The sequence below is a fragment of the Nocardia sp. CA-136227 genome (assembly GCF_050955695.1).
GTDB lineage: Bacteria > Actinomycetota > Actinomycetes > Mycobacteriales > Mycobacteriaceae > Nocardia.
Genome location: NZ_CP192081.1, coordinates 4,240,645 through 4,263,352, shown reverse-complemented (window position 1 = coordinate 4,263,352; position 22,708 = coordinate 4,240,645). Strand labels below are relative to the sequence as shown.

At 65.8% G+C, this 22,708-nt stretch carries 22 protein-coding genes; 10 read left to right on the top strand and 12 right to left on the bottom strand.

The window, feature by feature from the left end; genetic code table 11:
- Window positions 1-36: 36 nt before the first annotated feature.
- The gene (locus ACQP06_RS19560) at window positions 37-1,476 is read left to right on the top strand and encodes an SDR family oxidoreductase (protein WP_433665970.1); all 1,440 of its coding nucleotides are present in this window, start codon (window positions 37-39) and stop codon (window positions 1,474-1,476) included.
- A gap of 178 nt (window positions 1,477-1,654) precedes the next feature.
- Window positions 1,655-2,095, top strand: a complete 441-nt coding sequence (locus ACQP06_RS19555) for a Zn-ribbon domain-containing OB-fold protein (protein WP_433665969.1) — start codon at window positions 1,655-1,657, stop codon at window positions 2,093-2,095.
- A 421-nt stretch (window positions 2,096-2,516) separates the two neighbouring features.
- Here ACQP06_RS19555 and ACQP06_RS19550 read toward each other — a convergent pair whose 3' ends face one another.
- The 3 genes from ACQP06_RS19550 to ACQP06_RS19540 all read right to left on the bottom strand — a co-directional run bounded on the left by ACQP06_RS19550 (window position 2,517) and on the right by ACQP06_RS19540 (window position 5,231).
- Window positions 2,517-2,762, bottom strand: coding sequence for a hypothetical protein (locus ACQP06_RS19550; protein WP_433665968.1), 246 nt, complete (start codon window positions 2,760-2,762; stop codon window positions 2,517-2,519).
- Between the two features lie 84 nt (window positions 2,763-2,846).
- Entirely contained in the window at window positions 2,847-4,163 is a 1,317-nt protein-coding gene (locus ACQP06_RS19545) for an FAD-binding oxidoreductase (protein WP_433665967.1), read from the bottom strand.
- Between the two features lie 36 nt (window positions 4,164-4,199).
- Complete coding sequence (locus ACQP06_RS19540; RefSeq protein ID WP_433665966.1) at window positions 4,200-5,231, bottom strand: alpha/beta fold hydrolase; 1,032 nt, start codon at window positions 5,229-5,231, stop codon at window positions 4,200-4,202.
- A 94-nt stretch (window positions 5,232-5,325) separates the two neighbouring features.
- On the opposite strand from ACQP06_RS19540, the gene ACQP06_RS19535 reads away from it, so the two are divergent.
- A complete protein-coding gene (locus tag ACQP06_RS19535; RefSeq protein WP_433665965.1) occupies window positions 5,326-6,060 on the top strand; it encodes a TetR/AcrR family transcriptional regulator in 735 nt (244 codons plus the stop codon).
- Between the two features lie 107 nt (window positions 6,061-6,167).
- Here the strand turns inward: ACQP06_RS19535 and ACQP06_RS19530 are convergent, their stop codons facing one another.
- Together ACQP06_RS19530 and ACQP06_RS19525 are read right to left on the bottom strand one after the other, a co-directional pair.
- A complete protein-coding gene (locus ACQP06_RS19530) occupies window positions 6,168-6,596 on the bottom strand; it encodes a response regulator (RefSeq protein ID WP_433665964.1) in 429 nt (142 codons plus the stop codon).
- Window positions 6,597-6,963: 367 nt separating this feature from the next.
- Window positions 6,964-7,938, bottom strand: a complete 975-nt coding sequence (locus ACQP06_RS19525) for a LysR family transcriptional regulator (RefSeq protein WP_433665963.1) — start codon at window positions 7,936-7,938, stop codon at window positions 6,964-6,966.
- 144 nt (window positions 7,939-8,082) lie between these two features.
- Here ACQP06_RS19525 and ACQP06_RS19520 point away from each other — a divergent pair, with 144 nt between their 5' ends.
- Complete coding sequence (locus ACQP06_RS19520; RefSeq protein ID WP_433665962.1) at window positions 8,083-8,883, top strand: alpha/beta hydrolase; 801 nt, start codon at window positions 8,083-8,085, stop codon at window positions 8,881-8,883.
- Window positions 8,884-8,902: 19 nt separating this feature from the next.
- Entirely contained in the window at window positions 8,903-9,688 is a 786-nt protein-coding gene (locus tag ACQP06_RS19515) for an oxidoreductase (RefSeq protein ID WP_433665961.1), read from the top strand.
- Between the two features lie 431 nt (window positions 9,689-10,119).
- On the opposite strand, the gene ACQP06_RS19510 is transcribed toward ACQP06_RS19515, so the two are convergent.
- The 4 genes from ACQP06_RS19510 to ACQP06_RS19495 all read right to left on the bottom strand — a co-directional run bounded on the left by ACQP06_RS19510 (window position 10,120) and on the right by ACQP06_RS19495 (window position 14,710).
- The gene (locus ACQP06_RS19510; RefSeq protein WP_433665960.1) at window positions 10,120-10,353 is read right to left on the bottom strand and encodes a hypothetical protein; all 234 of its coding nucleotides are present in this window, start codon (window positions 10,351-10,353) and stop codon (window positions 10,120-10,122) included.
- Window positions 10,354-10,715: 362 nt separating this feature from the next.
- Window positions 10,716-13,469, bottom strand: coding sequence for an ATP-binding protein (locus ACQP06_RS19505; protein ID WP_433665959.1), 2,754 nt, complete (start codon window positions 13,467-13,469; stop codon window positions 10,716-10,718).
- A gap of 95 nt (window positions 13,470-13,564) precedes the next feature.
- Window positions 13,565-14,017 carry a hypothetical protein gene (locus ACQP06_RS19500; RefSeq protein ID WP_433665958.1) on the bottom strand — a complete coding sequence of 151 codons (453 nt, stop codon included), beginning with the start codon at window positions 14,015-14,017 and terminating at the stop codon, window positions 13,565-13,567.
- A gap of 48 nt (window positions 14,018-14,065) precedes the next feature.
- Window positions 14,066-14,710 (bottom strand): VOC family protein, encoded by a 645-nt coding sequence (locus ACQP06_RS19495; RefSeq protein WP_433665957.1) that lies wholly within the window; start codon window positions 14,708-14,710, stop codon window positions 14,066-14,068.
- A gap of 371 nt (window positions 14,711-15,081) precedes the next feature.
- Here ACQP06_RS19495 and ACQP06_RS19490 point away from each other — a divergent pair, with 371 nt between their 5' ends.
- On the top strand, window positions 15,082-16,098 hold the full coding sequence (locus tag ACQP06_RS19490; protein WP_433665956.1) for an alcohol dehydrogenase: 1,017 nt from the start codon (window positions 15,082-15,084) through the stop codon (window positions 16,096-16,098).
- 144 nt (window positions 16,099-16,242) lie between these two features.
- Here ACQP06_RS19490 and ACQP06_RS19485 read toward each other — a convergent pair whose 3' ends face one another.
- Window positions 16,243-16,746 (bottom strand): helix-turn-helix transcriptional regulator, encoded by a 504-nt coding sequence (locus tag ACQP06_RS19485; protein WP_433665955.1) that lies wholly within the window; start codon window positions 16,744-16,746, stop codon window positions 16,243-16,245.
- A gap of 37 nt (window positions 16,747-16,783) precedes the next feature.
- Window positions 16,784-17,746: a heme/hemin ABC transporter substrate-binding protein gene (locus ACQP06_RS19480; RefSeq protein ID WP_433665954.1), complete on the bottom strand. Its 963-nt coding sequence runs from the start codon at window positions 17,744-17,746 to the stop codon at window positions 16,784-16,786.
- Window positions 17,747-18,291: 545 nt separating this feature from the next.
- Between ACQP06_RS19480 and ACQP06_RS19475 the strand changes: the two genes are divergently transcribed.
- Both ACQP06_RS19475 and ACQP06_RS19470 read left to right on the top strand, forming a co-directional pair.
- Window positions 18,292-19,347, top strand: a complete 1,056-nt coding sequence (locus ACQP06_RS19475; RefSeq protein ID WP_433665953.1) for a sensor histidine kinase — start codon at window positions 18,292-18,294, stop codon at window positions 19,345-19,347.
- Window positions 19,317-20,003 carry a response regulator gene (locus ACQP06_RS19470; protein WP_433665952.1) on the top strand — a complete coding sequence of 229 codons (687 nt, stop codon included), beginning with the start codon at window positions 19,317-19,319 and terminating at the stop codon, window positions 20,001-20,003. The genes ACQP06_RS19475 and ACQP06_RS19470 overlap by 31 nt, the downstream gene beginning before the upstream one ends.
- Here the strand turns inward: ACQP06_RS19470 and ACQP06_RS19465 are convergent, their stop codons facing one another.
- Complete coding sequence (locus tag ACQP06_RS19465; protein ID WP_433665951.1) at window positions 20,004-20,828, bottom strand: UbiA family prenyltransferase; 825 nt, start codon at window positions 20,826-20,828, stop codon at window positions 20,004-20,006. It lies immediately after the preceding gene.
- Between the two features lie 233 nt (window positions 20,829-21,061).
- Between ACQP06_RS19465 and ACQP06_RS19460 the strand changes: the two genes are divergently transcribed.
- Both ACQP06_RS19460 and ACQP06_RS19455 read left to right on the top strand, forming a co-directional pair.
- Window positions 21,062-22,387: an NAD(P)/FAD-dependent oxidoreductase gene (locus ACQP06_RS19460; RefSeq protein WP_433665950.1), complete on the top strand. Its 1,326-nt coding sequence runs from the start codon at window positions 21,062-21,064 to the stop codon at window positions 22,385-22,387.
- A 31-nt stretch (window positions 22,388-22,418) separates the two neighbouring features.
- Window positions 22,419-22,700, top strand: coding sequence for an acyl carrier protein (locus ACQP06_RS19455; RefSeq protein WP_433665949.1), 282 nt, complete (start codon window positions 22,419-22,421; stop codon window positions 22,698-22,700).
- The last annotated feature ends 8 nt before the right edge of the window (window positions 22,701-22,708 follow it).

The window sequence follows — 22,708 nt, the reverse complement described above, 5'->3', positions numbered from 1 at the left end:
TGTTCATGATCGGAAGAGGTGATCACGGTGCGGTGTGTGGTGTTCGGAGCCACCGGATATATCGGTGGCCGCCTGGTGCCGGAACTGCTGGCGGCCGGGCACAGTGTGCGCGTCCTCGCCCGCGACGTAGGAAAACTCGACGACGTGCCCTGGCGCGATCGAGTGGACGTGGTGTGCGGCGACGTGACCCGCCCCGACGACGTACGCGGCGCCCTGGCCGGGCAGGACGTCCTCTACTACCTGGTGCATTCCTTGGCACGCACCGATTTCGAGCATGTCGATCGCGAAGCGGCCCGCACGGTCGCCGCGGCGGCGGACCACGCGGGACTGCGCCGGATCGTCTACCTGGGCGGCATCACGCCCGCCGACCAGGAGCTGTCACGGCATCTCGCGTCGCGCGCCGAGGTCGGCGAGATCCTGGCGCGGGCGGCGACGCCCACGGTGGTGCTGCGGGCCGCCGTCATCATCGGTTCCGGCTCCGCGAGTTTCGAGATGCTGCGCTATCTCACCGAACGCCTGCCGGTCATGGTGACCCCGCGCTGGGTGCGCAACCGCATCCAGCCCATCGCGGTGCGCGACGTGCTCTACTACCTGGTCGCCGCCGCGGGTCTACCGGACGAGGTGAACGACGCGTTCGACATCGGCGGCCCCGACGTACTCACCTATCTCGGCATGATGCGCGGCTACGCCGCCGTCGCCGAGCTGCCCCGCCGGTTGATCGTGCCGGTCCCGGTCCTCACGCCCTGGCTGTCGGCGCAGTGGGTGAACCTGGTGACCCCGGTGCCGCGCGCGATCGCCGTACCGCTGATGGAATCACTGGTCAACGACGTGATCTGCGCCGACCACCGGATCGCCACGGTCATCGCCGACCCACCGGGCGGGTCGACACCGTACCGCCGCGCGGTGGCCCTCGCCTTGCAGCGGGTCCGAACTCTGGACGTGCCCACCCGCTGGTCGGACGCGAATCCGCCCCACGCCCCGGCCAATCCACTGCCCACCGACCCCGAATGGTCCGGCGGCTCGATGTATTGCGATGTGCGAGAACAGGATACGTCCGCCACCCCGGAAGCGGTGTGGTCGGTGCTGGAGGCGATCGGCGGCGCCAACGGCTGGTATTCCTTCCCGCCCGCCTGGGCGCTGCGCGGCTGGATCGACCGCCTGATGGGCGGCGCCGGGCTGCGCCGAGGCCGCCGCCACCCCCACCGGCTCCGCGAAGGCGACGCCCTGGATTGGTGGCGCGTCGAACGCCTCGAACGCGGCCACCGAATCCTGCTCCGCGCGGAAATGCGAGTCCCCGGCCGCGCCTGGCTCGAACTATCCGTCTCCCCGGCCCCCGAAGGCGGCGCGCACTACCACCAGCGCGCCCTCTTCGAACCCCACGGCCTCGCCGGCCACCTCTACTGGCACGCCATCGCCCCGTTCCACGCCCTGATCTTCGGCGGCATGGTCCGCAATATCACCGGCGCGGCACAGTGATGGTCGACGATTTCCCTGCACGAGCGGCTCACGAGGTGCGGTGATCGAGCCGCCATGCTGACAACGGGCTGGTATCCGCAAATAGGTATGCCTTGGGCCGTTCTACCGTCGCAGTTTTGCGGTACGAGGGTGAGTCTGGATTCGGCCGGATAAATCACAGCGCCCCGAGGTAGTAGTCATGAGCGATCTCCAACAGTTCGTCAGTCGAAATGCCGCAGGCGCTGAGAGCCTGATGCTGCGCCGTTGCGTGGGGTGCCGGGCATTGCACTCACCGTTCATCGCGACCTGTTCGTCCTGCCGGTCGGAGGAGTTCGAGTGGGCCGACTCCTCCGGGTTCGGTTCCATCGTCTCGTGGCGATCGGTGCATCGGGCACCGGAGCAGGGATCCAGCGATGTCGTTCCGGCCCTGATCGCCATCGTTGAATTGGACGAAGGTCCGTGGATTCACACGACGATCGAAGGCGATGTTCCGCCGACCTCGGACGGCCCTGTTCGCGTGCGATTCGAGCCACGCCCTCGTACGGATTGCTTTCCGGCGTACACGGTGTGCGCCGAGCCGCTACACGACCGTCCTCGAGGACAGGTCGCAACTACAGCAAACGCTCAGGTTCGGCGTTAGGTGATGCGAACCATAACTGGAGAAGCGCCCCTGTCGTCAGGGGGACCTAAGTTGATTTGGGTGGTACGACGGTGAACCTGTACTCGCTGGATATGAACACTTGTCCGAGCATCGGGCTCGACGCTGCCGAGGATTGAGATGGCACGGTGTGGTGGACGGTGACTGCGACCGATGACCCGGATCGGCGTGATGTCGTCCGCCAGATTCTCAGGTCCATCGCCGATGCCATCGTCGACGTGGTGTATCCAGTAGCAGGTCAAGCCACTGTGCCCTTGCTGATGATCACTGCGTTGATGGCCGTGATTACAGCCTGGGTCGTGGTTCCGCGTTTGAGAAAGCGTCATCGATAGCAGCATCGAGCGGCCGACTGCGGACGTGTCCCAACCACAGGTGATCGGCGGTGGGGTGAACGGCGAGGATCTCAACACAGCGCAACCTCGAATCGCTTGGTTCGACCTCGACATTCGTGTCGATTGCGCTGTCCGGCATCGGATTCCCACCGCGACGCAAGGCGCGGTGCGACGTTCGGGTCAGTTCCGGGAACCGTGAGCGGATCGTAGATCAGCGACATGATGAGGAAGTCGCTGTCGTTGAAAACCGTTGTCCACCAGTCGCTCACCGACGGACGGCAGGGCGCGTTGACCAAACTTCGGATGTCGCTGCGCACGCATGCCTTCCCGGCGACACCGCATATCGAGAGCAAGCGCGCCCCACCCGCGATGACCGCAGACTCGATCGCCTTTACCGCATCTCAGGGACGGCCGAGTACCGGGAAGTTGGCACGAATGACGTTGTGCGGGTCACGGGTTCGCTTGATCTGCTGCAGCCGCGTCAGGGTGTCGGGATCGAAGGCCGCGGCGGCGGACTCACCCGGAGCGAGGAAAGTGTAGGGCTTGGTACCGGTGATGCTCGCGCCGAGCGCGTCGATGATCTCCTCGAATCGGTCACCGATGGCGCCGAGCAGGTGTGGCAACCCGAGCCCGAGCAGGTACAACGCGTACGGTTCGGTGACCGGGACGCGTGCGCCGCCGTTGGGCCGCTGCCGTGCGAGTGCGCCGCCCAGGCCACGGATCTGCACGTTGAGCAGTGGTGCGACGGGTGCGTCGATGAGGGTCTTCACCACCGCGTCGCCTAGGTCGGTGAGCAGTTCGCCGCGCGAGAGCGAGGGGCTGGGGTCGGTGGGTTCGGCGGTGATCTTGCCGATCTCGGCCGGGCTGAGCTCGCCGCGGGTATCGGCGATGTGGCCCCCGATCGTGTCGAGCCGGCGGGTCAGTTGTCGTCCCTCTGCGGGATCACCGAGGTAGGCGAAGTCGATGGCGACCGTCGGCGCGGCGCCGGGAATCTGGTAGCGCTGCAACCACACCGACAGTTCGGCGGGTGCGTCGGTGGTGAGTTCGGTGAACAGCTCGAAGACCGCTCGGGTGCGGTCGGCCGGCCACATCACCCGCCCGCCGTAGAGCCGGGGCAGCGCGACCAATTCGAATTCCAGGCCGGTGACGATCCCGAAATCGCCGCCACCACCGCGCAGCGCCCAGAACAGGTCCGGATCGGAGTCGGCGGTGACACGCTGGGGACGCCCGGCCGCATCGACGATCTCGAGGGCTCGCACCGCGTCCGAGGCCCAGCCATACTTGCGGGCGAACCAGCCGAAGCCGCCGCCGAGTGTGTAGCCGGTGACACCGACGACCGGGTTGCTCCCGGAGAGCCCCGCCAGACCGTGCGCGGCGGCAGCGGCCTGCACCTGTCCCCATCGCATGCCGCTGCCGACTCGTGCCACGCGCTGTTCGGGGTCGATGTCGATGCGGTCGAAGTGCTTGGTGCGCACCAGGATCGCACCGTCGATATCTCCGGTCGCACCGTGCCCGGTGGGCTGGGTGACCACTGCCCGGCCGGCGCGGCGGGCGTAGTCGAGCACCGCCGCGAGGTCGGGCGCATCGGCCGCCTCGACCACGGCCGCCACGGACTGCGCGACAGCGGAATTCCACGGCTGCGCCGCCTGCTCGAAATCGGCATCGCCCGGCAGGATCACACCACCGCGCACGACGGTGCGCAGGTTCTCGATGGACATTCTCAATCCTCGTTCTTCTTGTCGTGCCTGGGGTGTCTAGTCGATCGACGATGCAGCGGTCGCAGGTGTGACATGTGCTGTGATCGCGGGGCGGACGTGGTTCAGCAAGAGGTCGAGGAACCGATCGGGCCGGCGGAAGGCCGCGAAGTGGCTGGCGTCCTCGATGAGAGCGAATGTCTTCATCGGGGCGGTGACGTCGTCGAAGAACCGCTCGGCCGTTTGGGCCGGGGTGATGACGTCGTGTTCACCTTGGAAGAGGAAGAACGGGATCGCGAAGTCGGTGCCCTCGGCCCATTCGTCGATCGTGACCGATTGCGGGGCAAGGCATTCGGAGAAACTCATGGCCTGCGTGTAGGTACGGACCTCGCCGAGGGAGTGCAGTGGCGAGGTCAGCAGCGACCCCATCACGACCTTCTTGACGGTGTCGAAGGTGAGCGGATCGGAACCGACGGTGTGCTTGTTGAACTGCGACCAGTCCGACGTGGTCCATGCCGACCTGTCCGCGGTCATGGCGGTGACAGCTGCGAGATCCTTGTGCTTGCCCGACTTTTCGAGCCGCTCGAGCAGTCCGGTGTAGGCGGTGCGGTCACGGCCGCCGGCGTTGATGTTCTGGTCGGTGCCGACGTAGGCAGAGAACAATTCGGGGTGGCGGCGGGCCAGACGCAGCGCGATGAAGGAGCCGAAGGAGCAGCCCATCAGAACGACCTTGTCGACACCGAGCCGAGCCCGCACCTGCTCGACAACTTCCACACCATCGCGCTCGAGCTGGGCCAGGCTCATCTCTCCCTGACCGGTCGGGCCGGTGTGGCCGAAGGTCTTGCCGGCGCCGCGCATATCCCAGCGCACCACGGTGAAGTGGCGTTCCCATTCCCGGGTGCGGGCGGCGTAGATGAGGTTGGAAGCGCCGGGGCCGCCGTGGATTTCGAGCAGGACCGGGTTGTCGCGATGCTCGCCGCGGATCGAGATCCATTGAGCGATCCCGCCGATCTCGACGAAGTCGGCTTCGTCGATGCCGTCCGGGGTGGTGATGCGCAGCCGCTGCGCGTGCTTCGTGCCCGGGATCCGCATGATGACTCCTCAACTGTTTATGTCATAAACAACGAGGTTTAAGGTATAAACAGTTGACGAGTCTGTCAACTACGACCCCGCAGGAGAACCGGTCATGGCCCGCAGCGCCGAGGACAAACTCCGTGATCTGCGCACCGCTGCCGCGCTGCTCTGGGGTGAGTCCGTCCGCGGACCCAAACCTGGCCTGACCGTCGACGGCATCACTGCGGCGGCGGTCTCGCGCGCCGACCTCGACGGACTGGAGGCCGTGTCGATGAACAAGGTGGCCGCCGCATTCGGTGTTTCGGGGATGGCCCTCTACCGCCACATCCCCGGCAAGTCGGCACTCGTCGAATTGATGGTCGAGGCCGTGCTGGCCGTCGAACCCGAGCTACCCGAGGCCGGCACGGGCTGGCGCATCCGACTCCTCGCGTGGGCCCGTCAGTTGCTGGAGATCTATCGAGCGCATCCGTGGCTGCTCACCGCGATCGCCATGCGCCGACAACTCCTCGGCCCGCACCAACTCCGCTGGATGGACGCGGCATTGGCGGTGTTGGAATCCACCGGCCTCCAGGCGGCCGAACGTCATCAAACATTCCTGCTCATCGCCGGACACGTCCGCAATATCGCCCAGCAGCACGTCGACTTCGACGCCGACCATGCCCGCGAATGGCAGCAGCTCACCAGCGAACTAATCGACCGCCACGCCGAACGCTTCCCCGCCCTGGCGAGGACACTCGCCGAGACCACCGCGAAAATCGATCCCCTCGCATTCGGCCTGGATCGCATTTTCGACGGAGTCCAAACCCTCGTCGACCACACCGCCGCAGCGAAGCGCTACTCGAAGTAGACGATTACGCCGTCGATCGGGCGTCGGTTTGCTCGGTACAGGCCGAGTCGGCTGGTTCGATCAGTGCAGGGCGCGAGGCCAAGGGGGCGCAGACTTTGATGGACGTTTCAGACCAGCTGCGGTGATGCGAGATGGGCGTCGATGCAGTCGAGCAAGTGACGGCTTCTCAGCGGTTTGGGCAGGTAGTCGCACGCGCCGGCCGCGTAGGCCTCATCGATGGCGTCGGGATTGCAATCCAGGGAGATGGCGATGACCGGTATTGATGAAGAATTCCGCAGCTGTCGGCAAAGATGCGCGCCCGGCAGATCGGGCAAGTCCAGCTCGAGCAGCACCAAGTCTGGATGCCATCGCCGAACGGCGGTCAAAGCGCGCTGCGCATTGCGGGCGGAAACCACCACATGGCCGGCACTTGCCAGCACAAGTCCCTCGATCTCTGCCATCGCTGGGTTGCTCTCGACGACGAGGACCTTGCTGGGCTTGGTCGCAAGGGTCGACGGCAGTGTGAATTCTTTTGCAGAGCACGGGAATCGGCTCAAAATGGATCCTTCGCAGACAGGTCCTCGATCGTCGAATCCGCAGCGTTGTGAAGCTGAATCGAGGCAATCCTGTTATCGCAATGGTGGCACCGCGATCGACGTGCTTCGACCTTATGACAATCAGCAATCCGGCAGCAATAATTCTGCGAGCTGTTTTCGCGGTGTTTACAAGGCGGGCTCAATCCCCTGGAATCCCACTACTGGTGGCGCTGTCCGCTGGGCCTAGCCAATTTGCGCGGGTCGTCCCATAAAGCGCATTCGCGCAGAGCCTCTCTTGTCAGGGCGAGCTTGCGGTATCCCGCGACGAGTCCCGCCCCGATGCCCTGGGCATACAAATCGACCGGCGGAGGCACCCGGGAATCCGCAGTCAGCCCCACGAGGGTGGGGGCGTCCAGGCGGCGTCGGGCGGTAGCCACGGCTGTGCCAACCGAGGTGAAGGCACGCGCCACTGCCGATCGCTCGCGATCTTCTCGGCGATGTCGAGGAACTCGGCGACGGGCGAAGCGGGCGGTTCGTCACGCCAGGCGATCGACCACGGGTAATACGGCTGGAATTCCAGCGGTTGGTGGATCGGGGCGCCGAACTCCGCGTAACGCCGCGCATAGCTCTCGAACTCGAGGATCCGGGCGGGCTGCGACCTTCGATGCCAGGCGGCCAGACAGTGTCCGAAAGCGCCCGGGTTGCCCAGCCAGCGCAATCCGAGATCGGCGTGGCGTTCGAGCGTCGTCATGTAGTCGCCGTGTGCGTTGTACAGCCCCGAGTCCGGACCGTCGGCGAAGACCTCCACCGGACGGTCATACAGCGAGACTTCCGTCTGCGGCGGATCGCTGGACCGCCCGACCAGCAGCATGGGTTCCAGGCGCAGGCGGCGGAAATGCCAACCCGTCGGGTGTTGGGCGGTCATGGCGTCGGTGACCCGCAGGATGGCGATGTCGAGGCGGTGGTCGAGCAGTGCGTCCAGCTGCCGAACGCTGTCCAGTGACCGCTCGACGATCCGGACGGCGGGGTGGGCGGCGGCGAACTCGTCGGCCACGGTCCGGCTGGTCTGCAATTCGAAAATGTGTGCGATCCGCACCTCGTCGGAATCGGTGGGGCCGTGGCCGATACGCGCTGCCAGCGTGATGATCTCCCGCGCGTCCACCAAGACGCGGCGCCCCCGGGCAGTGAGCGCGACATGGCGGCTGTCGCGCTCGAACAGCGGACTGCCGAGGTGGTCCTCGAGTCGGCGGATCTGCTTCGACAGCGCGGGCTGGGTAATGAACAGCCTCGCGGCCGCCCGGCCGAAATGGAGCTCCTCGGCAAGCACAGCGAAGTAACGCAACTGCCGCAGATCGAGATCCATGGTTGCCCCTGTTCCCGCCAACGGCGGTCCGAAAGCACGTCACCAGCAAGTATGCGGGCTGGGTTATCGATCGGGGCGCGATACGACTTGGACGCTCCGCGGATCGCGGTGGTGAAGTGGATCAGGGTCCGAAAGGGGAGCGACATGCCGCAGACACCGACACCGGTGGTTTTCATTCACGGGCTGTGGTTGCACGCCACCAGTTGGGCGCCGTGGCTCGACCATTTCCGCGCCGCGGGTTATGCCCCGATCGCGCCCGGCTGGCCCCACGAGCCCGACACCGTCGCCGAGGCTCGCGCGCATCCCGAGGCGGTGGCGAACATCGGAATCGACGACGCCGCAGCGCATTACGCCGACATCATCGACACGTTGCCCGCTGCCCCGATCATCATCGGCCACTCCTTCGGCGGGCTGCTCACCGAGAAACTGATGGGCCGCGGCCTCGGAGTCGCGGGCGTGGCGATCGATCCGGCTCAGATCAAAGGGGTGCTGCCGCTGCCGCTCGCGCAGTTGCGCGCCGGACTCCCCGCGCTGGGCAATCCCGCCAACCTGCACAAATCCGTGTCACTGACCGAGAAGGAATTCCGGTTCGGCTTCGGCAACGCGGTCAGCGAGCAGGAGTCCGACGAGCTGTTCGAGAAGTGGACGGTGCCCTCACCCGCGCGCCCGCTCTTCCAGGCCGCCGCCGCGAACTTCGTCCTGCACTCGCAGGCCGCGGTCGACACCGGCAACGCCGATCGTGGCCCGTTGCTGCTCATTTCGGGTCTGGAGGACCACACCGTCCCCGACGTGGTGACCCGCTCGACGCTGAAGCAGTACCGCGATTCCACCGCCGTGACCGAACTGCGGCAGTTCGAGGGTCGCGGCCATTCGCTCACCGTCGACAGCGGCTGGAAGGACGTGGCCGACGCGGTGCTGGCCTGGCTGGCGGACAAGGGATTCTGACACCGAGGAGGGCGCGGCCATGGACTTGGGACTCACCGACACGCTCGCGGTCGTGACCGGCGCGAGCCGGGGTATCGGGCTGGCCATCACCCGTTCGCTCGTCGAGGAGGGCGCGGTCGTGGTGGCCGCGGCTCGCCGCAGCGGCGACGACCTCCTGGCGCTCGCCGACACCGGCCGCGTTCACCCGGTGGAGGTGGATCTGTCCACCGAGCAGGGGGCGACCGAATTGGGCGCGGTCGCAGCCAAGTTCGGGACGACAGCCCTGCTGTTCAACAATGTCGGCGGCGTGACGCCGCGGTTGAACGGCTTCCTCGACATCGGGGACGACGACTGGCTGGCCACCCTCACCCTCGATCTGTTCTCCGCGATCCGCGTCACCCGTGCGGTACTGCCGGCCATGCTCGACGCGGGACGAGGCAGCATCGTCACCATCAGTTCGGTCAACGCGAAGCTGCCGGACCCGACGGTCATCGACTACAGCGCCGCCAAGGCCGCCCTCACCAACTTCAGCAAGTCGCTATCGAAACAGGTTGGCGCGCAGGGTGTCCGGGTCAACACCATCAGTCCCGGCCCGGTCGCCACGGACCTGTGGCTCGGTGCGCACGGCGTAGCCCGCACGATCGCCGACAACGCGGGCGGTGATCCGGATGCTGTCGCGCGCACCGCGGTGGCGCAGACCGCCACCGGACGGTTCACCCGACCCGAGGAGATCGCCGATCTCGCTGTCTTCCTTGCCAGCACACGGGCGGCCAATATCACCGGATCGGACTTCGTCGTCGACGGCGGAATGATCACCACGATCTGAGTGCGCGAAGCTGCGGGAATCGGCGGCAGAGGTTATCGATCTGCTGCCCTACCTGCCGTAATTCGGTTTCGATGGTCTGGCCGGGGGAGTCCGCCGGCCACTGACCTCGTCGACGCGCCAACTGTTGCGCGTAGAGGTCGAGTTCGCCCAGGAATACCCGTGCCTGGGCGAGTTCGTGATCCTCGGTAGTCACCCGAGCCTCGAATCAGTGCGAGGTGGAAGCCGGTCTGCGCGCGGCCATCCGCTCGACGAGCGGCGGGATGGTGTCCAGCACAGGACGTTCCGTGATCTGCTGATCTTCATCATTCGCTGCCATACGTCATGGTCGCGTGCTGTCACCCGCACCGTCAACCGCCCCTCGATACGATTCGCGAAGTATGCCACGATTCGCCAAAAGGCATGCGGTTTAAAGGAATTCTTGATTCGGGCTGCTACCCGGCCGGTGCCGGCGCTGGATCCTGAAGTGCGGGAAAGCGCCGATACAACAGGTTGATCTGGTCGTGCACGGCGGCCAGTTCGGCCTCGACCGTGCGGGAATGCGGGACCGCCGCGGCCGCGGGCACCGACTGCAGCCGACGCGTCAGCGTCCGCGCGTGCCGGCGCAAGTCGTCCAGAAAGTTTCGCGCCTGGACGAGCTCAGGGTCATCAAGCATGGCTTCTCGCATCGACAAAGGTGTCCGGCCTCGGCACCGGACACTCGGGTGCGGGAAGTATGTCATGGATCGTCCATCCGGGATTTCCCTGCCGTTCAGCAAGGCCCTCAGCTCTCGACCCGCGGCGTGGGCTGCAGGCGAATTCGCCGAGATCTCGACCGAGTAGCCCGAACGTCATTCGCCGGGCACAGACTCACCTTCCGTCGGATGGGTCGTCGTTCGCGCCCGTGATCACCCCTGGCCGTTGCCCGGTCGCACGGCCAGGGCAGCTCCCGGCACGTGTGTCCTCGCGGCCGACGCGGTCCAGCCGCACGCCCTGGAGCGGTCGCGAGTCAGCGGCCCGAACCAATGCCGTACCGGTCCGACTTCCGCGATCAGGTGGACCGCTCGATGTCGCGAGCCGGTAGGGCGTCACGCAATTCGCGTCGAGAGCTGATCCCCAGCTTGCCGAAGACCTTGCGCAGGTGCCATTCGACTGTGCGGGCGCTGATGTAGAGCTCGTTGCCGATTTCCTGGTTGGTTCGGCCGTCGCGCGCCATCTGGGCTATCTGTTGTTCCTGCGGGGTCAAGTCGTTGAGTGTGTCGGCGGTCCGTTTGCGGACCTTTTCGCCGGTGGCGAGCAATTCGTGCCGAGTGCGTTCGGCGAATCCATCGGCTCCCATGGCGACGAACTCTTCGAACGCCGCTTTCAGCTGGTGGCGGGCATCGCCGCGTCGGTGTTCACGCCGCAGCCACTCGCCGAACAGCAGTCGTGAACGAGCCAGCTCGAACCGCAGGCGCGTGTGACCGAGCCGCTCGACCGCCTCGGTATAACACCGCTCGGCCGTCTCGCCGACGCTGACCAGGGCTTGCGAGCGCGCCAACAGACCTGCCGCCCAATCCGATTCGGGAACCGCCGCATAGGCGATCAGCCTGTCCACGGTCGCCGTCGCCGTGTCGATATCGCCGCTGCGCACGGCGGCCTCGACCAGGTCCGGCAGTGCCTGGGCGGTGAAGGGGCCGAGGTCACCCGTGGCCGCGTGGACCGCGGCCTCGAATGCCAGGTCGTAGTGGCCGAGGCCGAGGTGGAGCAACGCGGTGGCCCGCTGGGTGATCTGCACTCCCAGCCCTTCACCGCGAGCCGTGGACTCGGCGCGCACAGCGGCGATGAGCGGTGCGGCTTCGGCGGCGTGGCCCTGGTAGGCCAGGAGGAAGAGATCGCCGTATGAGGCTCTGAGCGTTCCGGTGACCTCCTTGACCCTTTGCTCCTCGAGGCCGAGGTCGCGCGCGTCGTCCACGTCGCCGCGCCACAACGCGACAACTCGATGTGCGTTGAGCGCGTTGGCAAGCGGCGCGAGTGCGCCGGCCTCGCGCGCCAACGCCACGTGCCGGCTGGTCGCCGAATCCCACGCCTCGAAATCCCAGAGCGAGAGAGCCGCGTTCGCGACCAACACTCCGCGGCGCAAGAAGACCTCGGTCGGAGTGGTGTCATCGAGGAAACTCGTCACGGCCTCCCTCAGCACGGGTGCCGCGGTGGCCGTTCCGGCAGTGATCAGCGTCGCCAGCCCGAGGGCCAGCGCGTCGCCCGCGCCGGGGGTTGTCGGCGTCGGCGCGGAGCGAGCGGATTGCGAGACCGATGCCAGGTCGCCGCTCGAATACGCCAGGCTCCCCGCGACCAAAGCCGCGCCCCACGCATCCAGATAGGTGTCGCAGGCCAGCCTGGGATCGAGGGACTCGAGCCGCCGAGCCGCGTGCACGAGCGCCGCCGGAGCATCGGCGCCGGACCTTGCGGCGCGTCCGGTCAGACCTCGCATCAGATCCGCGCGGGCGCGCTGCAGATCGTCGACCGCATCCGCCTCGGCTTCGGCGACCAAACCCAGCGCCGCGTCGTAACGGCCGGCGTCGAGATTCGCCTGCGCAGCCTCGAGGGTTCGCTCGGTGCGTTGTCGCGCGTCAGCGGTGAGCGCCGCGGCCCGCTCCAGGAACGATGCGGCCGCGGCGACTCCTCCTCGTGCCCGGGCCCGCGCGGCCGCCTCGTACAGCGCGGTCGCGACCTGTTCGTCGGGACCGATGGTCGCGGCGCCGAGGTGCCACACCCGGCGTTCGGGCTCGGTCTCGGCATCGAGCGAAGCCGCCAGCGCCGCGTTCACCGCGCGACGCTCGTCAGGCGTCCCAGCGGCGTAGGCGGCACCGCGCACCAGCGGGTGGTTGAACCGCACCTGTCCTCCGACCTCGAACAGCCGTTCCTCGATGGCGGGCTCCGCGGAGGTGCGCTCGAGGCCCATCGACTGTGCAGCCCGCCAGAGTAGGGCGGCGTCTCCGGTGGGTTCCGCGGCGGCGAGCAGCAGTAGCAGGCGGGTCGGGTCGGGCAGCGCCCGGATGCGACGCACGTAGTGGTCGTGGAGACTGCCGGCTGTCATCGCGGGAAACGCGAATCCGCCCATCAGCTCGGCCTTTCCGCGCTGGGCCAATTCCAGCAGTGCCAGGGGGTTCCCGTCGGTCTCGGTGACGATCCGGTCGCGGACCCGGCGGTCGAGCTTGCCCGGCAGGGTCGCGCTCAGGAGCGCGACCGCGTCATCGTGGCCGAGGCCGGAGACGGCCAGTGCCGGGATGCCCGCGAGCAGGTGCTCACCGGCGGGCTCGCGGACCGCGAAGACCATCACCACCGACTCGGCTGCCAATCGCCGTGCGACGAAACCGAGAACCTGGATCGATGCTTCATCGAGCCACTGTGCGTCGTCGATCGAGCACACGACCGGTCGGTCGGCCGCCGCTTCCGCCAGCAGGCCGAGGACCGCCAGTCCGACGACGAACTTGTCGGGCCTATCGCCGGCGACGTGCCCGAAGGCCACCTGGAGAGCCCGCTGCTGTGGTTCGGGGAGGCCGGGAATCAGGTCGAACATGGGTGAGCACAGCTGATGGAGCGCCGCGAACGGCAGCTCCAGCTCGGACTCCACTCCGGTCACCGCCGCGATTCGACACCCCGTCGCCCGATCGGCGAGGTACTCCAGCAGCGTCGTCTTGCCGATTCCGGCTTCCCCCCGCAGGACAAGCGCACCGCTCTCCCCGTGTCGAACGCGGTGCAGCAGGTTGTCGAGGCGTTCGCGTTCCTCGGTGCGTCCGCGAAGGGCGGTGGTCTGCGCGGCCATTACCCCACACTAGGCCACCGTCGTCGCGCTACACGGCTGCTATTCGACTGGGCCGGTGAGGAACTCGTCGAGCGTCGCGAACGGGCTCGGGTTGGTCATCTCCGTACCTCGGTTCGGGCCTCGATCGCGGACACGGAATTCTTGAACGCCTTGGTCAGCACGCTCCTGCCGACGGTGGCGAGCACGGCTCCGAGGAACCAGCCGCGGGAGTTCTTGCCCTCGCGCACCACGACGTAGTCGATGTCGGTGGTGCCGTCGGGAAGCGGGGTCAGGTTGTAGGTGTGTCCGGAGTGGTGGCCCCACACGTTGGAGTCGGTGGTGGTCAGCACGATGTGGTTCGGGTCGGTCCAGTCGTACTGGAGCCTCTCCCAGACTCCGCCGGATCCTTCGGTGACGTCCGCGTGCTGGTCGTCTCGAGCGAGCACCTGCAGGTACGCGCCTTCGCTGTTGCCGAACAGTTCCGAGCGGTTCGGGCCGAAGTCGGTGAGGGCCGCGACGAACTGCTCGGGCGTCACCTGGGCGTTCGCGTGCATATGGATGGTGGTCATCGGTTTCTTCTCTCTGGTGGATGGTGTGAATGACGTTGCGGAAGAGCGCTACTCGGGCAACTGATCGCCGTGGGCTTCGGCGGCCATGTAGGCCGCGTACCACTTCGGCCACTCGGCGTCGTACTGGCCGCCGTGGCGGGCCTCGTGCTCGCCGTGAGCGGCCGCCGCGCGCACGAGCGCGTCGACCAGGTCGCTGGTGGTGGCGTAGGACGTCTCGGTGGCCTCGACACGGCCCGGGATCCTGGTGGTTACCTCTTGCAGCAGGAAGGTGTTGCCGTCCGGGTCGCGGAAGGTCGCGAACGATCCGTAGCTCGCGTGCTCGTCGGCGGCGCCCGCCACGCGTTCGTCGCCGGACAGGGCCTGGAACTGCGCACCGGGTGCGCCGGGGTGGAAGATCTCGCTGATGTCGGCGCCCTGGGCCGCGAGCGCGTCGCGTGCCTGCTGGATATCGGAGACGACCAGGTAGATGCCTTCCGTCGTGCCCGGCTTCGCGGTGGTGATGCTGGTGCCGAACTGGATCGAGGTCGGCGAGCCCGGGGGCGTGAACTGCACGACCCGGAAGCCGTTGTCGAATTCGAAGTCGGCGTCGAGGCGCCAGCCCAGACCGTCGTAGAACTTCTTCGACCGGTCCACGTCGGCGACCGGGATGACGACCGCCTCGAGCTTCAGCGCGGGAATCCCTGTGGATGTCATGGCCTGCTCCTCGTTTCCTCTAGCAGCGGTTTTGCTTTCCTATCCGAGAGTGCGCTTCGTAAGACGTCGTCGAACCAGTGCTGAACCCTGGTCGACACCCAGGGCGAGTCCCTGGTTCCGCACCGAGTCGGCGTGCCAGGAGGCATCTCTCCCCGACCAGCTCCGTCTACCTCGCGGTATCGAAATGGAATCCCCGGGCTTCGAAGCGACCAGGGTGTTTCACGGGCGCGAACACTCCGGGTGCGGAGGGATGGTGGTGATGGAGGCGGCCAAGCCCCGCGGACACCAACCGACAGGCGTGCCGCGGGAAATCAGCAGCCGACTTCCTGGTCACCGAACCACACCATCGACTCGAAGGAATGGAATCGCTGATGGACACTTATCGCGCTTTCGAGGTGACATCCTCACGGAATTTCGCACTGGTCGAACGGGAGGTCCGCGATCCGCTGCCCGGTCAGGTACGGATCCGGGTCGAAGCCTGCGGGGTCTGCCATTCGGATGTGGTCGCCGTCGAGGGCATGCGCGCCGACCCACTCGTTCCGGTTGTGCCGGGCCATGAGATCGTCGGCGTGATCGACGCCGTGGGCGTCGGGGTGACGGCCTGGACGCCGGGAACCCGGGTCGGCGTCGGCTTCCTCAACGGGCACTGCGGTGAGTGTGAACAGTGCCGCCGCGGTGATTTCGTCAACTGCGCGAACCAACCGGCCACCGGCACCACCGTCGACGGCGGCTACGCCGAGGTCGCGTATGCGCGGGCCAGCGGTCTGGTTCGGATTCCCGAGGCCGCGGACCCGCTCGAGGTGGCCCCGCTGCTGTGCGCGGGGATCACGATGTACAGCGCGCTGCTGTCCAGCGGTGCCCGCCCCGGGAGCCTGGTGGCGGTGCAGGGCATCGGTGGTCTCGGCCATCTCGGCGTGCAGTACGCGAAGGCGCTGGGCTACCGAGTGGCCGCCATCGCGCGAGGCCCCGAAAAGGCCGCGCTGGCAGCCGAACTCGGCGCGGACGAGTACATCGACAGCACCACCGGCGATCCCGCCGCCGCCCTGCAGCGGGTCGGCGGCGCGACCGCGATCCTGGCCACCGCGCCCAGCGGCGCATCGATGTCCCCGCTCATCGGCGGGCTGGCTCCCCGCGGGGAGCTGCTTGTCGTCGGTGCGGCCGCCGATCCGCTCGAAATCGGTACCAGCAGCCTGATTTTCGGTACCCGCGCCGTCCGTGGCACCCTCACCGGCAGTGCCATCGACAACGAGGACAGCCTGCGGTTCGCCCACCAGCGTGGGATCCGTAGCTACAACGAGATCGTGCCGTTGTCCGAAGCGCCCAAGGCGTATGAGCGCATGCTCTCGGGCCGGGCCCGCTTCCGCATCGTTCTCGACACCCGGAACTGACCTGCCTGTTCACTGACACGCCCGCACCACCTCGTGGACGGTGCACGCACATGGAGGAGGGGCGGGCCATCCGTTCGGCCGGGATGGGCATGACCTGCATAGGCTCGCGCTACACGTACAACGTGTCCTGACGACACGTGGCCACTATTTGATCTGGGTCCCGGCCCATTCGGCCCAATCTCGGCGCATCGCGGTCAATCTGCGGTCATACTCGAGAACCATCGATCGGTAGTCTGGGCAGACTTCCTCGTAATCTTCGCTGGGTTCTTCTGGTTCCCGCTGACCTTCATTGGACATCTGGATCACGTCGGCAAAATAGGCCCGTGCCTGGTCGGAGTCCACGACGTCCAGAAAAAACGCCCGCAACAGAATGTTGTTGCGAACCTCATCTCGTGGACTACTTGCTGTCAGCCACTGTCTCAGCTCGGTCAGTCCGTCGGCGGTCAAGGCATACGTTTTGCGGCCCCTTGGCCCTTCGGCGACTATTTCGATCATTCCGGTATCGGACAGCCTGATCAACGCACTGTAGACCTGACTCTGTGTCGCGTGCCAGACGTTGGCCAGCGACGTATCGAACAGCTTCAGAAGGTCGTAGCCACTTGCCGGACGCTCGGACAGCAGTCCCAGCAGGGCGTGCTCGAGGCTCATATCGACATTGCCCAATCCGGCTCGAGCTCAGGACGGCTCAGCGAGAGATTGCCGAACGCAGTGCGGTCAGCACTCGTCCGGTGTTGGGCCCGAAGCTGAGCAGGACACTGTCCGACATGTCGATGATCCGGCGGGTACGCCCGGCGGGGGTTTGTGCGATGCCCGGGAGCGCGAGCAATCCGGCTGTGCCGCCGATCGATTCGAGTCCGTCGGTCATCACCAGCAAGATGTCCGGGCTGGCCGCGATCATGGCTTCGCTGGTGATTGCGACGAAGGGCTCGCGGAGCCCGACCGCGGTTCCGGCGTCCTCGGCACCCAGGCCGGTGATCAGCGCGTCTGCGCCCGAACCTGGGCCGGCGAGCATGGTGAGCGCCGTGCCGCGCAGGTACAGGAATGCGATTCGCGGCTTCCGATCCACCGCAGGAAGGGTGGCGGTCGCGGTCGAGATTTCAGCCGCTGTGCGCCGGGCGAGTGCGGCACCTTGGTCGTGTACACCCAATGCATCGGCGATTGCCTGGATCTGTGGGCTGGTGCTGTCGATCGTCCGTGTCGGGTCGAAGTGGACGATCGGCACGCCTGCGGCGCGGAGCTGCGCGAATACCGCGGGAGTGCCAGTGGTCGTGTCCGTCAGTAGGACGGTCGGGCGCAGGGCCAGAACGGCTTCCACGCTCATGGCCTCGCCGTTCGGGGTGACGTCGGGCAAGCCGACGATCGCGGGAATCTTGGCGGAGGCGCTGCGCCCGACAAGGTGATCGCCGAGGCCCAACGCATAGACCGTCTGAGCGAGCGTGCCGAACCTGTCGACGGCGATGATGCGGCTCACGTCCTGGACCATTACCTCGGCGCCGTCGAAGCTGCGAACGGCGACCGGGAGCGTTGGGCGCGGTTCCAAGGCTATGGGCTGAGGATTGGGATCTCCCAGTGTAGCTGTGACATTGCCACTGGCTGCGGTGTCGCCGGCATCGGTGGCTGAGCACGCACCGAGTCCGAGGGCGACCATGAGTCCGATTGCCAGTACTCCAACCTTGCCGCAGCTGAACACGCATCGACCCTAACCGGCGGCAGCTCATCCGCTGCTACTCAATTTTCGTCCGGATCAGGGTGAATGTTCTTTTTGTCCAAAAGCCTTCTGGTGTTAAGGGTTAATTGGCCTGGACGCGCGAGATCGACTGGCTGTCTCCCAAAATTGCGCTGGCAGAACAGGTTCTACGCCGGAGAATGATGAAATCGAGGCGGCTGTGGTGAACGCCGGGTGAATCACGTCCAAATAGGTCGGCTGACCAGGTGTTTTCATGGATCGAGTACTCATGGGTAGGCCCCTGGTCGGCGCTCGATCGGTCGATGACCAGGGGAACTCTTGGGTACAGTACGGGCTAACCCGGGGATATCCCCTCGAGCGATAGCTCCGGCGCAGTGTGTGTGGGAATCCTGAGGGAAATCGGCGATGGTTATCGTGGCACGAACATGGCGTTGGCACCGGACACTTCCGCGAGATCACGATAGCAGCAAGATTGCTGGCGTTGTGAGGTATGGCGGGGACGATGTATGAGTTCGAATCTGCCGCAGCGTGCGGCCGCGCGCTTGCGGGACCGCCAGCAGTACATGATCGATTCCTATCATCGGGAGTTGGAGCGCATCGGGAGCGCGCTGGTCGCAGATGGCGCGGTGTGGGACGAATGTGTCACTCAGGCACGGCAGATCATTGCGGACTGCGCGGAGTCATTGGCGACCGGACAGGCGAACGTAGCTGAGGTCGCACTCGATCGATTCGTGAACATGGCCGAGCGGCGAGGTATCCGCGGGATCCGTCCTGACTGCTCTGTACGCGCGGCCCTGATCCTGTACGAACTGGTACTCGGTGAAGCAGCGGATGCGCTCGGTCCCGGCCCTGACGAGCCGGATCGGATCGTCACGCTGGCAACGGCTCTCGGCCTCAGCCTGTTCAGCCGGCTGGAGGCCGGTGCGAAAGGGTATGACGCGTTTCTGCTGGAACAGATCCGAATCGTGAACGACGCCGACCGACGGAAGCTCGCGCGAGATGTTCATGATCGACTCGGGAATACGCTGAGTCTGGCCATGCACCAGCTGGAGATCGTCGCAGCGGGAGATCCGAAGGGCGCGAACGGGATTACCGCCGCGGTGGACGTCCTGTCCGATGCGATCGCGGAACTGGGGGAAATCACGACTGGCTTGCGGTCTGCGGAGGGTAGAAACTCGTTGCGAGACGCTCTGACTGCCTTCGTGCGGTCCGTCGGGCGAACGACGCCTATCGAGATCCGGGTCAACGGGTCGCAGTCGTGGGTGTCCACCGAAGTCATGGACGAGACGTTCCTCATTCTGCGGGAGGCGCTGCGCAATGCCTTCACTCACGCTGAGGCAACGTGCGTCGTGGTCGATGTCGACATCGCACCGCACGAGATCTGGGCGCGGGTGGTCGACAACGGGATCGGATTCGACCTGACGGTGCCTCGGCGAGCGAACGGGCTCCACTCGATGCGGGAGCGGGCCGAATTGCTGTCCGGATCGGTCACTCTGAGTTCATCTCCCGGCAGTGGAACACGGGTCGCGGTATGGATACCGCTGCCGATCGGAATGGAGTGAGCGGCTCGATGATAACCGTGTTCGTGATCGACGATCACAACATGCTGCGCGGTGCGCTGTGCGAGATCCTCGATCGCGAAAGCGATATCACTGTCGTGGGTCAGGCGGCCGACGGCCGCGCCGGCGCGGAATGCGCCGCTCGGCTGCACCCGAGAGTCGTGATCCTCGATGTCGAGATCCCCGGAAGTGATGTGGTGCAGAACCTTCTCACACTTCGGCAGGTCAGCCCCCAGTCGCGAGTCCTGATCGTGAGCATGCACCAGGACACGGTCCTCATCCGTGACCTGGTCGAATACGGCATAGCGGGATATCTGCACAAGAGCGCCAAGCGCGAGACGCTGCTCTCGGCAATTCGTGCCGCGGCCGCGGGTGGTGAGGTGGTCGTCTATGTCTCGTGGCAGGAGGACAAGCGACCCAGCGAGGGTGGGAGGGAGACCCTGCCTGGCCAGCCGCTCACGGACCGGGAGTTGGAGGTCGTCGAACGAGTCGCGAGCGCCTTGAGTAATCGGCAGATAGCGCAGGCCCTGGGGATCACCGAGGGGACCGTGAAGAGGCACTTGCGGAACATCTTCAGGAAACTCGGTGCCGTGTCGCGACTGGATATGGTCAAGCGCGCCACGGCGGCCAAGCTGATCGCGCCCTTTCCGCCGCAGTGATCACACCGGTACAGAACCGATCAACGCACCGAAGTTGGCGGCTATCTGAGTAACCATGAAGGCGCGGTAAGGTCGTCGGCTCACCGGCCGCGGATCGCGATAGCGGGTGGTGAGGGTGCAGCACGCCACCGCTATCGCTCCGAACAGCATTGGGACGCAGGGACACTGGAGCGCGGGAAGACGCGATGCGCCGACCGCGAGACCCGTTGCCACGCCGAGAGCGACGATCGATACAGATCTGCGCAACGGCATTTCACCGACGACCAGGGTGAGTACCCGCCGCTGAGCCGCGCGATCACCGGCGACGTCGGAGAAGTCCTTGACCACCGCGCCGATCAATCCCATCCACAGTGACATCACGACCGCGAATATCACCAGGTCCGGAACGAGTTGGGCGCGGACGGCTACGCCACCCGCGGCATAGGTGCATATTCCCCCGAGCGTCACGATCGAGCTCGAGCCGGCCCAGGTGCGACTGAGCTGGAAAGGGGGTGCGGAGTAGAGGTAGCCGAGTGCGAGGAAGGCCAGAACCAATGCGGCCATACCGATCCCGACGTGGAGTGCGAGGGCCAGAGCGGCGACTGCTAGTAGCCCGGTGACGGTCGCCGCGTCGCGGGGGTGCAGATCGCCGCGGCCGATCGGCCGCCCAACCCCATTGATCCGATCGTTCTCACGGTCGGCCATGCCGTTCATCAGATAGACGCACGTCGTTGTGAGAAGCCACGTCGCGACCGCCCACAAGTAGTCGATCCAGGCAGAGATCGGTATGGCGGTGAACGGCGCTGTGGCCAGCGCCGATGCGGCGACAAAACGTAGTGCGAACATGAATTGAACGAATGGTCTTGCTTCGACGAAACATAGATACAAAGTTCGTGCTGGATTAACATTTAGATAGGATTTGGTTTTCCGATGGTGTCCAGACGTAGTTCTGTGGATCGCCATGGTCGGAGTCTGGCAGAATCCAACCTCGCCTCGAATACCACTTTCGATACATGCCCGAGTGCTCCCTTTGTGGCGTTCTAAATCGGTGCCTCTCCTGTTTATGGTGATATCTGATCGTGATCAACCGTGAAGGGATGGGCATGGCAAAGGTTGCTGTGATCGGCGCCGGCATAGCAGGTATCTCGGCCGCTTATCATCTGCGTGGGCGCGCCGATGTGACCGTATTCGAGAAGGAATCGAATGCCGGCGGGCATGCCAATTCTGTCGAGGTGACCGATGCGGGCCGGACCCTCGGGCTGGATACCGCATTCATCGTGTACAACGAGGCGCACTACCAGAAGATCACGAAGTTCTTCGCGGAACTCGGAGTGGCATGCCAGGATCATCCGGGCCGCTTCAGTTTCAACAACGCGGATACGGGCATATGCTACGTATCGGACGATTTCGAACTGGACGAGGCCGCGATTCGCGCCAAGTACCCCGCGGATTTCGTGCAGATGTGGGCCGAGGCCGAGCGGTTCTACGAAGAATCTCCGAAGCATTTCATTCGGAAGCAGGCCGAGATGCCGCTCGGCGAATATCTGACCAGTAACGGCTACAGCGACACCTTCCGGTACGGGTTCGTGGTCCTGGTGGCGACCGCCGCTTGGTCGGTGCCCGCGGACCGGATCTGGGAAATGCCCGCCGCGACCGTGATCGCCTTCTTCCTCGGCCATGGCCGGGAGGGTTTGGGCGGACGGACCGCACCCTGGCGAACGGTGACCGGCGGCAGCGTCAATTACGTCCGCGCTGCGCTGGCACGCCTGGGGGAAGCCGGCCAGCAGGTGCTGCTGGGCGCCGGTGTCGACCGGATCGCCGAGGACTCCGAGGGCGTGCTCGTCACGACCGCGGCGGGCACGCAGCGATTCGACGAAGTGATCATCGCGGCGCATGCCGACGACGCACTGGCCTTGCTGGCCGACCCGACACCGTCGCAGAGCATGCTCGAGGCGATCCGCTACAACCACACGCGCGCCGCGTTGCACACCGATGCCGCCTGCATGCCTGATGAGCGTGAGAAGTGGCGCAGCTGGAACTATGCGCGCGCGGGCAGCAACGATGATCTGCGTACCTGGGTCGTCTACTACCTCAACCAGCTGCACGACTTCACCAGTGAGACCGACTACTTCCTGACGCTCGACTATCCGTTCGATATCGCGCCCGAGAAGTTGATTCGCGAATTCGACTATCGACACCCCGTGTTCACGGTCGAGGCGCGGGCCCTCCAGTCGAAGATTCACACCATCAACTCCGGCGACTCCCGAGTGAAGTTCGCCGGCTCCTATTTCCACTCCCGGAAGATGGGTATCGATATCGTGGGCAGCCACGAGTCGGCATTCGATTCCGGTGCGGCCGCCGCCGATGCGGTAGTGCGGAGCCTCTCCGTCGAGAACGCTCGCTGACCCGATTACCTACAGTTTGTGGAGTTTGATCATGACCGACACGGTTGACACCCCCGATCTCACCGTCGAGCAGGTTCAGGACTGGCTGGCCGAGAAGATTGCCTTCAAATTGCAGGCCGAGCCTTCCGAGATTGCCTTCGACGACTTCTTCGATTCCTTCGGTCTCGATTCCACCGAGGCCCTGGTGCTGGGCAATGAACTGGAATCCTGGCTCGGTTTCGAACTGGAGACCACCGCGCTGTGGTACCACCCGACCATCGCCGAGCTCGCCCGCTACATCGTCGACGAGAAGGACCGCCTCGCGGCGGCCTGACCGGACGC

Excerpts from the sequence above, each read along its gene's own strand:
- ACQP06_RS19555 (WP_433665969.1), top strand. The coding sequence starts at position 1,655 with ATGAGCGATCTCCAACAGTTCGTCAGTCGAAATGCCGCAGGCGCTGAG.
- ACQP06_RS19545 (WP_433665967.1), bottom strand. The coding sequence starts at position 4,163 with ATGTCCATCGAGAACCTGCGCACCGTCGTGCGCGGTGGTGTGATCCTG.
- ACQP06_RS19540 (WP_433665966.1), bottom strand. The coding sequence starts at position 5,231 with ATGCGGATCCCGGGCACGAAGCACGCGCAGCGGCTGCGCATCACCACC.
- ACQP06_RS19535 (WP_433665965.1), top strand. The coding sequence starts at position 5,326 with ATGGCCCGCAGCGCCGAGGACAAACTCCGTGATCTGCGCACCGCTGCC.
- ACQP06_RS19525 (WP_433665963.1), bottom strand. The coding sequence starts at position 7,938 with ATGGATCTCGATCTGCGGCAGTTGCGTTACTTCGCTGTGCTTGCCGAG.
- ACQP06_RS19520 (WP_433665962.1), top strand. The coding sequence starts at position 8,083 with ATGCCGCAGACACCGACACCGGTGGTTTTCATTCACGGGCTGTGGTTG.
- ACQP06_RS19515 (WP_433665961.1), top strand. The coding sequence starts at position 8,903 with ATGGACTTGGGACTCACCGACACGCTCGCGGTCGTGACCGGCGCGAGC.
- ACQP06_RS19510 (WP_433665960.1), bottom strand. The coding sequence starts at position 10,353 with ATGCGAGAAGCCATGCTTGATGACCCTGAGCTCGTCCAGGCGCGAAAC.
- ACQP06_RS19505 (WP_433665959.1), bottom strand. The coding sequence starts at position 13,469 with ATGGCCGCGCAGACCACCGCCCTTCGCGGACGCACCGAGGAACGCGAA.
- ACQP06_RS19500 (WP_433665958.1), bottom strand. The coding sequence starts at position 14,017 with ATGACCACCATCCATATGCACGCGAACGCCCAGGTGACGCCCGAGCAG.
- ACQP06_RS19495 (WP_433665957.1), bottom strand. The coding sequence starts at position 14,710 with ATGACATCCACAGGGATTCCCGCGCTGAAGCTCGAGGCGGTCGTCATC.
- ACQP06_RS19490 (WP_433665956.1), top strand. The coding sequence starts at position 15,082 with ATGGACACTTATCGCGCTTTCGAGGTGACATCCTCACGGAATTTCGCA.
- ACQP06_RS19485 (WP_433665955.1), bottom strand. The coding sequence starts at position 16,746 with ATGAGCCTCGAGCACGCCCTGCTGGGACTGCTGTCCGAGCGTCCGGCA.
- ACQP06_RS19480 (WP_433665954.1), bottom strand. The coding sequence starts at position 17,746 with ATGGTCGCCCTCGGACTCGGTGCGTGCTCAGCCACCGATGCCGGCGAC.
- ACQP06_RS19475 (WP_433665953.1), top strand. The coding sequence starts at position 18,292 with ATGAGTTCGAATCTGCCGCAGCGTGCGGCCGCGCGCTTGCGGGACCGC.
- ACQP06_RS19470 (WP_433665952.1), top strand. The coding sequence starts at position 19,317 with ATGGATACCGCTGCCGATCGGAATGGAGTGAGCGGCTCGATGATAACC.
- ACQP06_RS19465 (WP_433665951.1), bottom strand. The coding sequence starts at position 20,828 with ATGTTCGCACTACGTTTTGTCGCCGCATCGGCGCTGGCCACAGCGCCG.
- ACQP06_RS19455 (WP_433665949.1), top strand. The coding sequence starts at position 22,419 with ATGACCGACACGGTTGACACCCCCGATCTCACCGTCGAGCAGGTTCAG.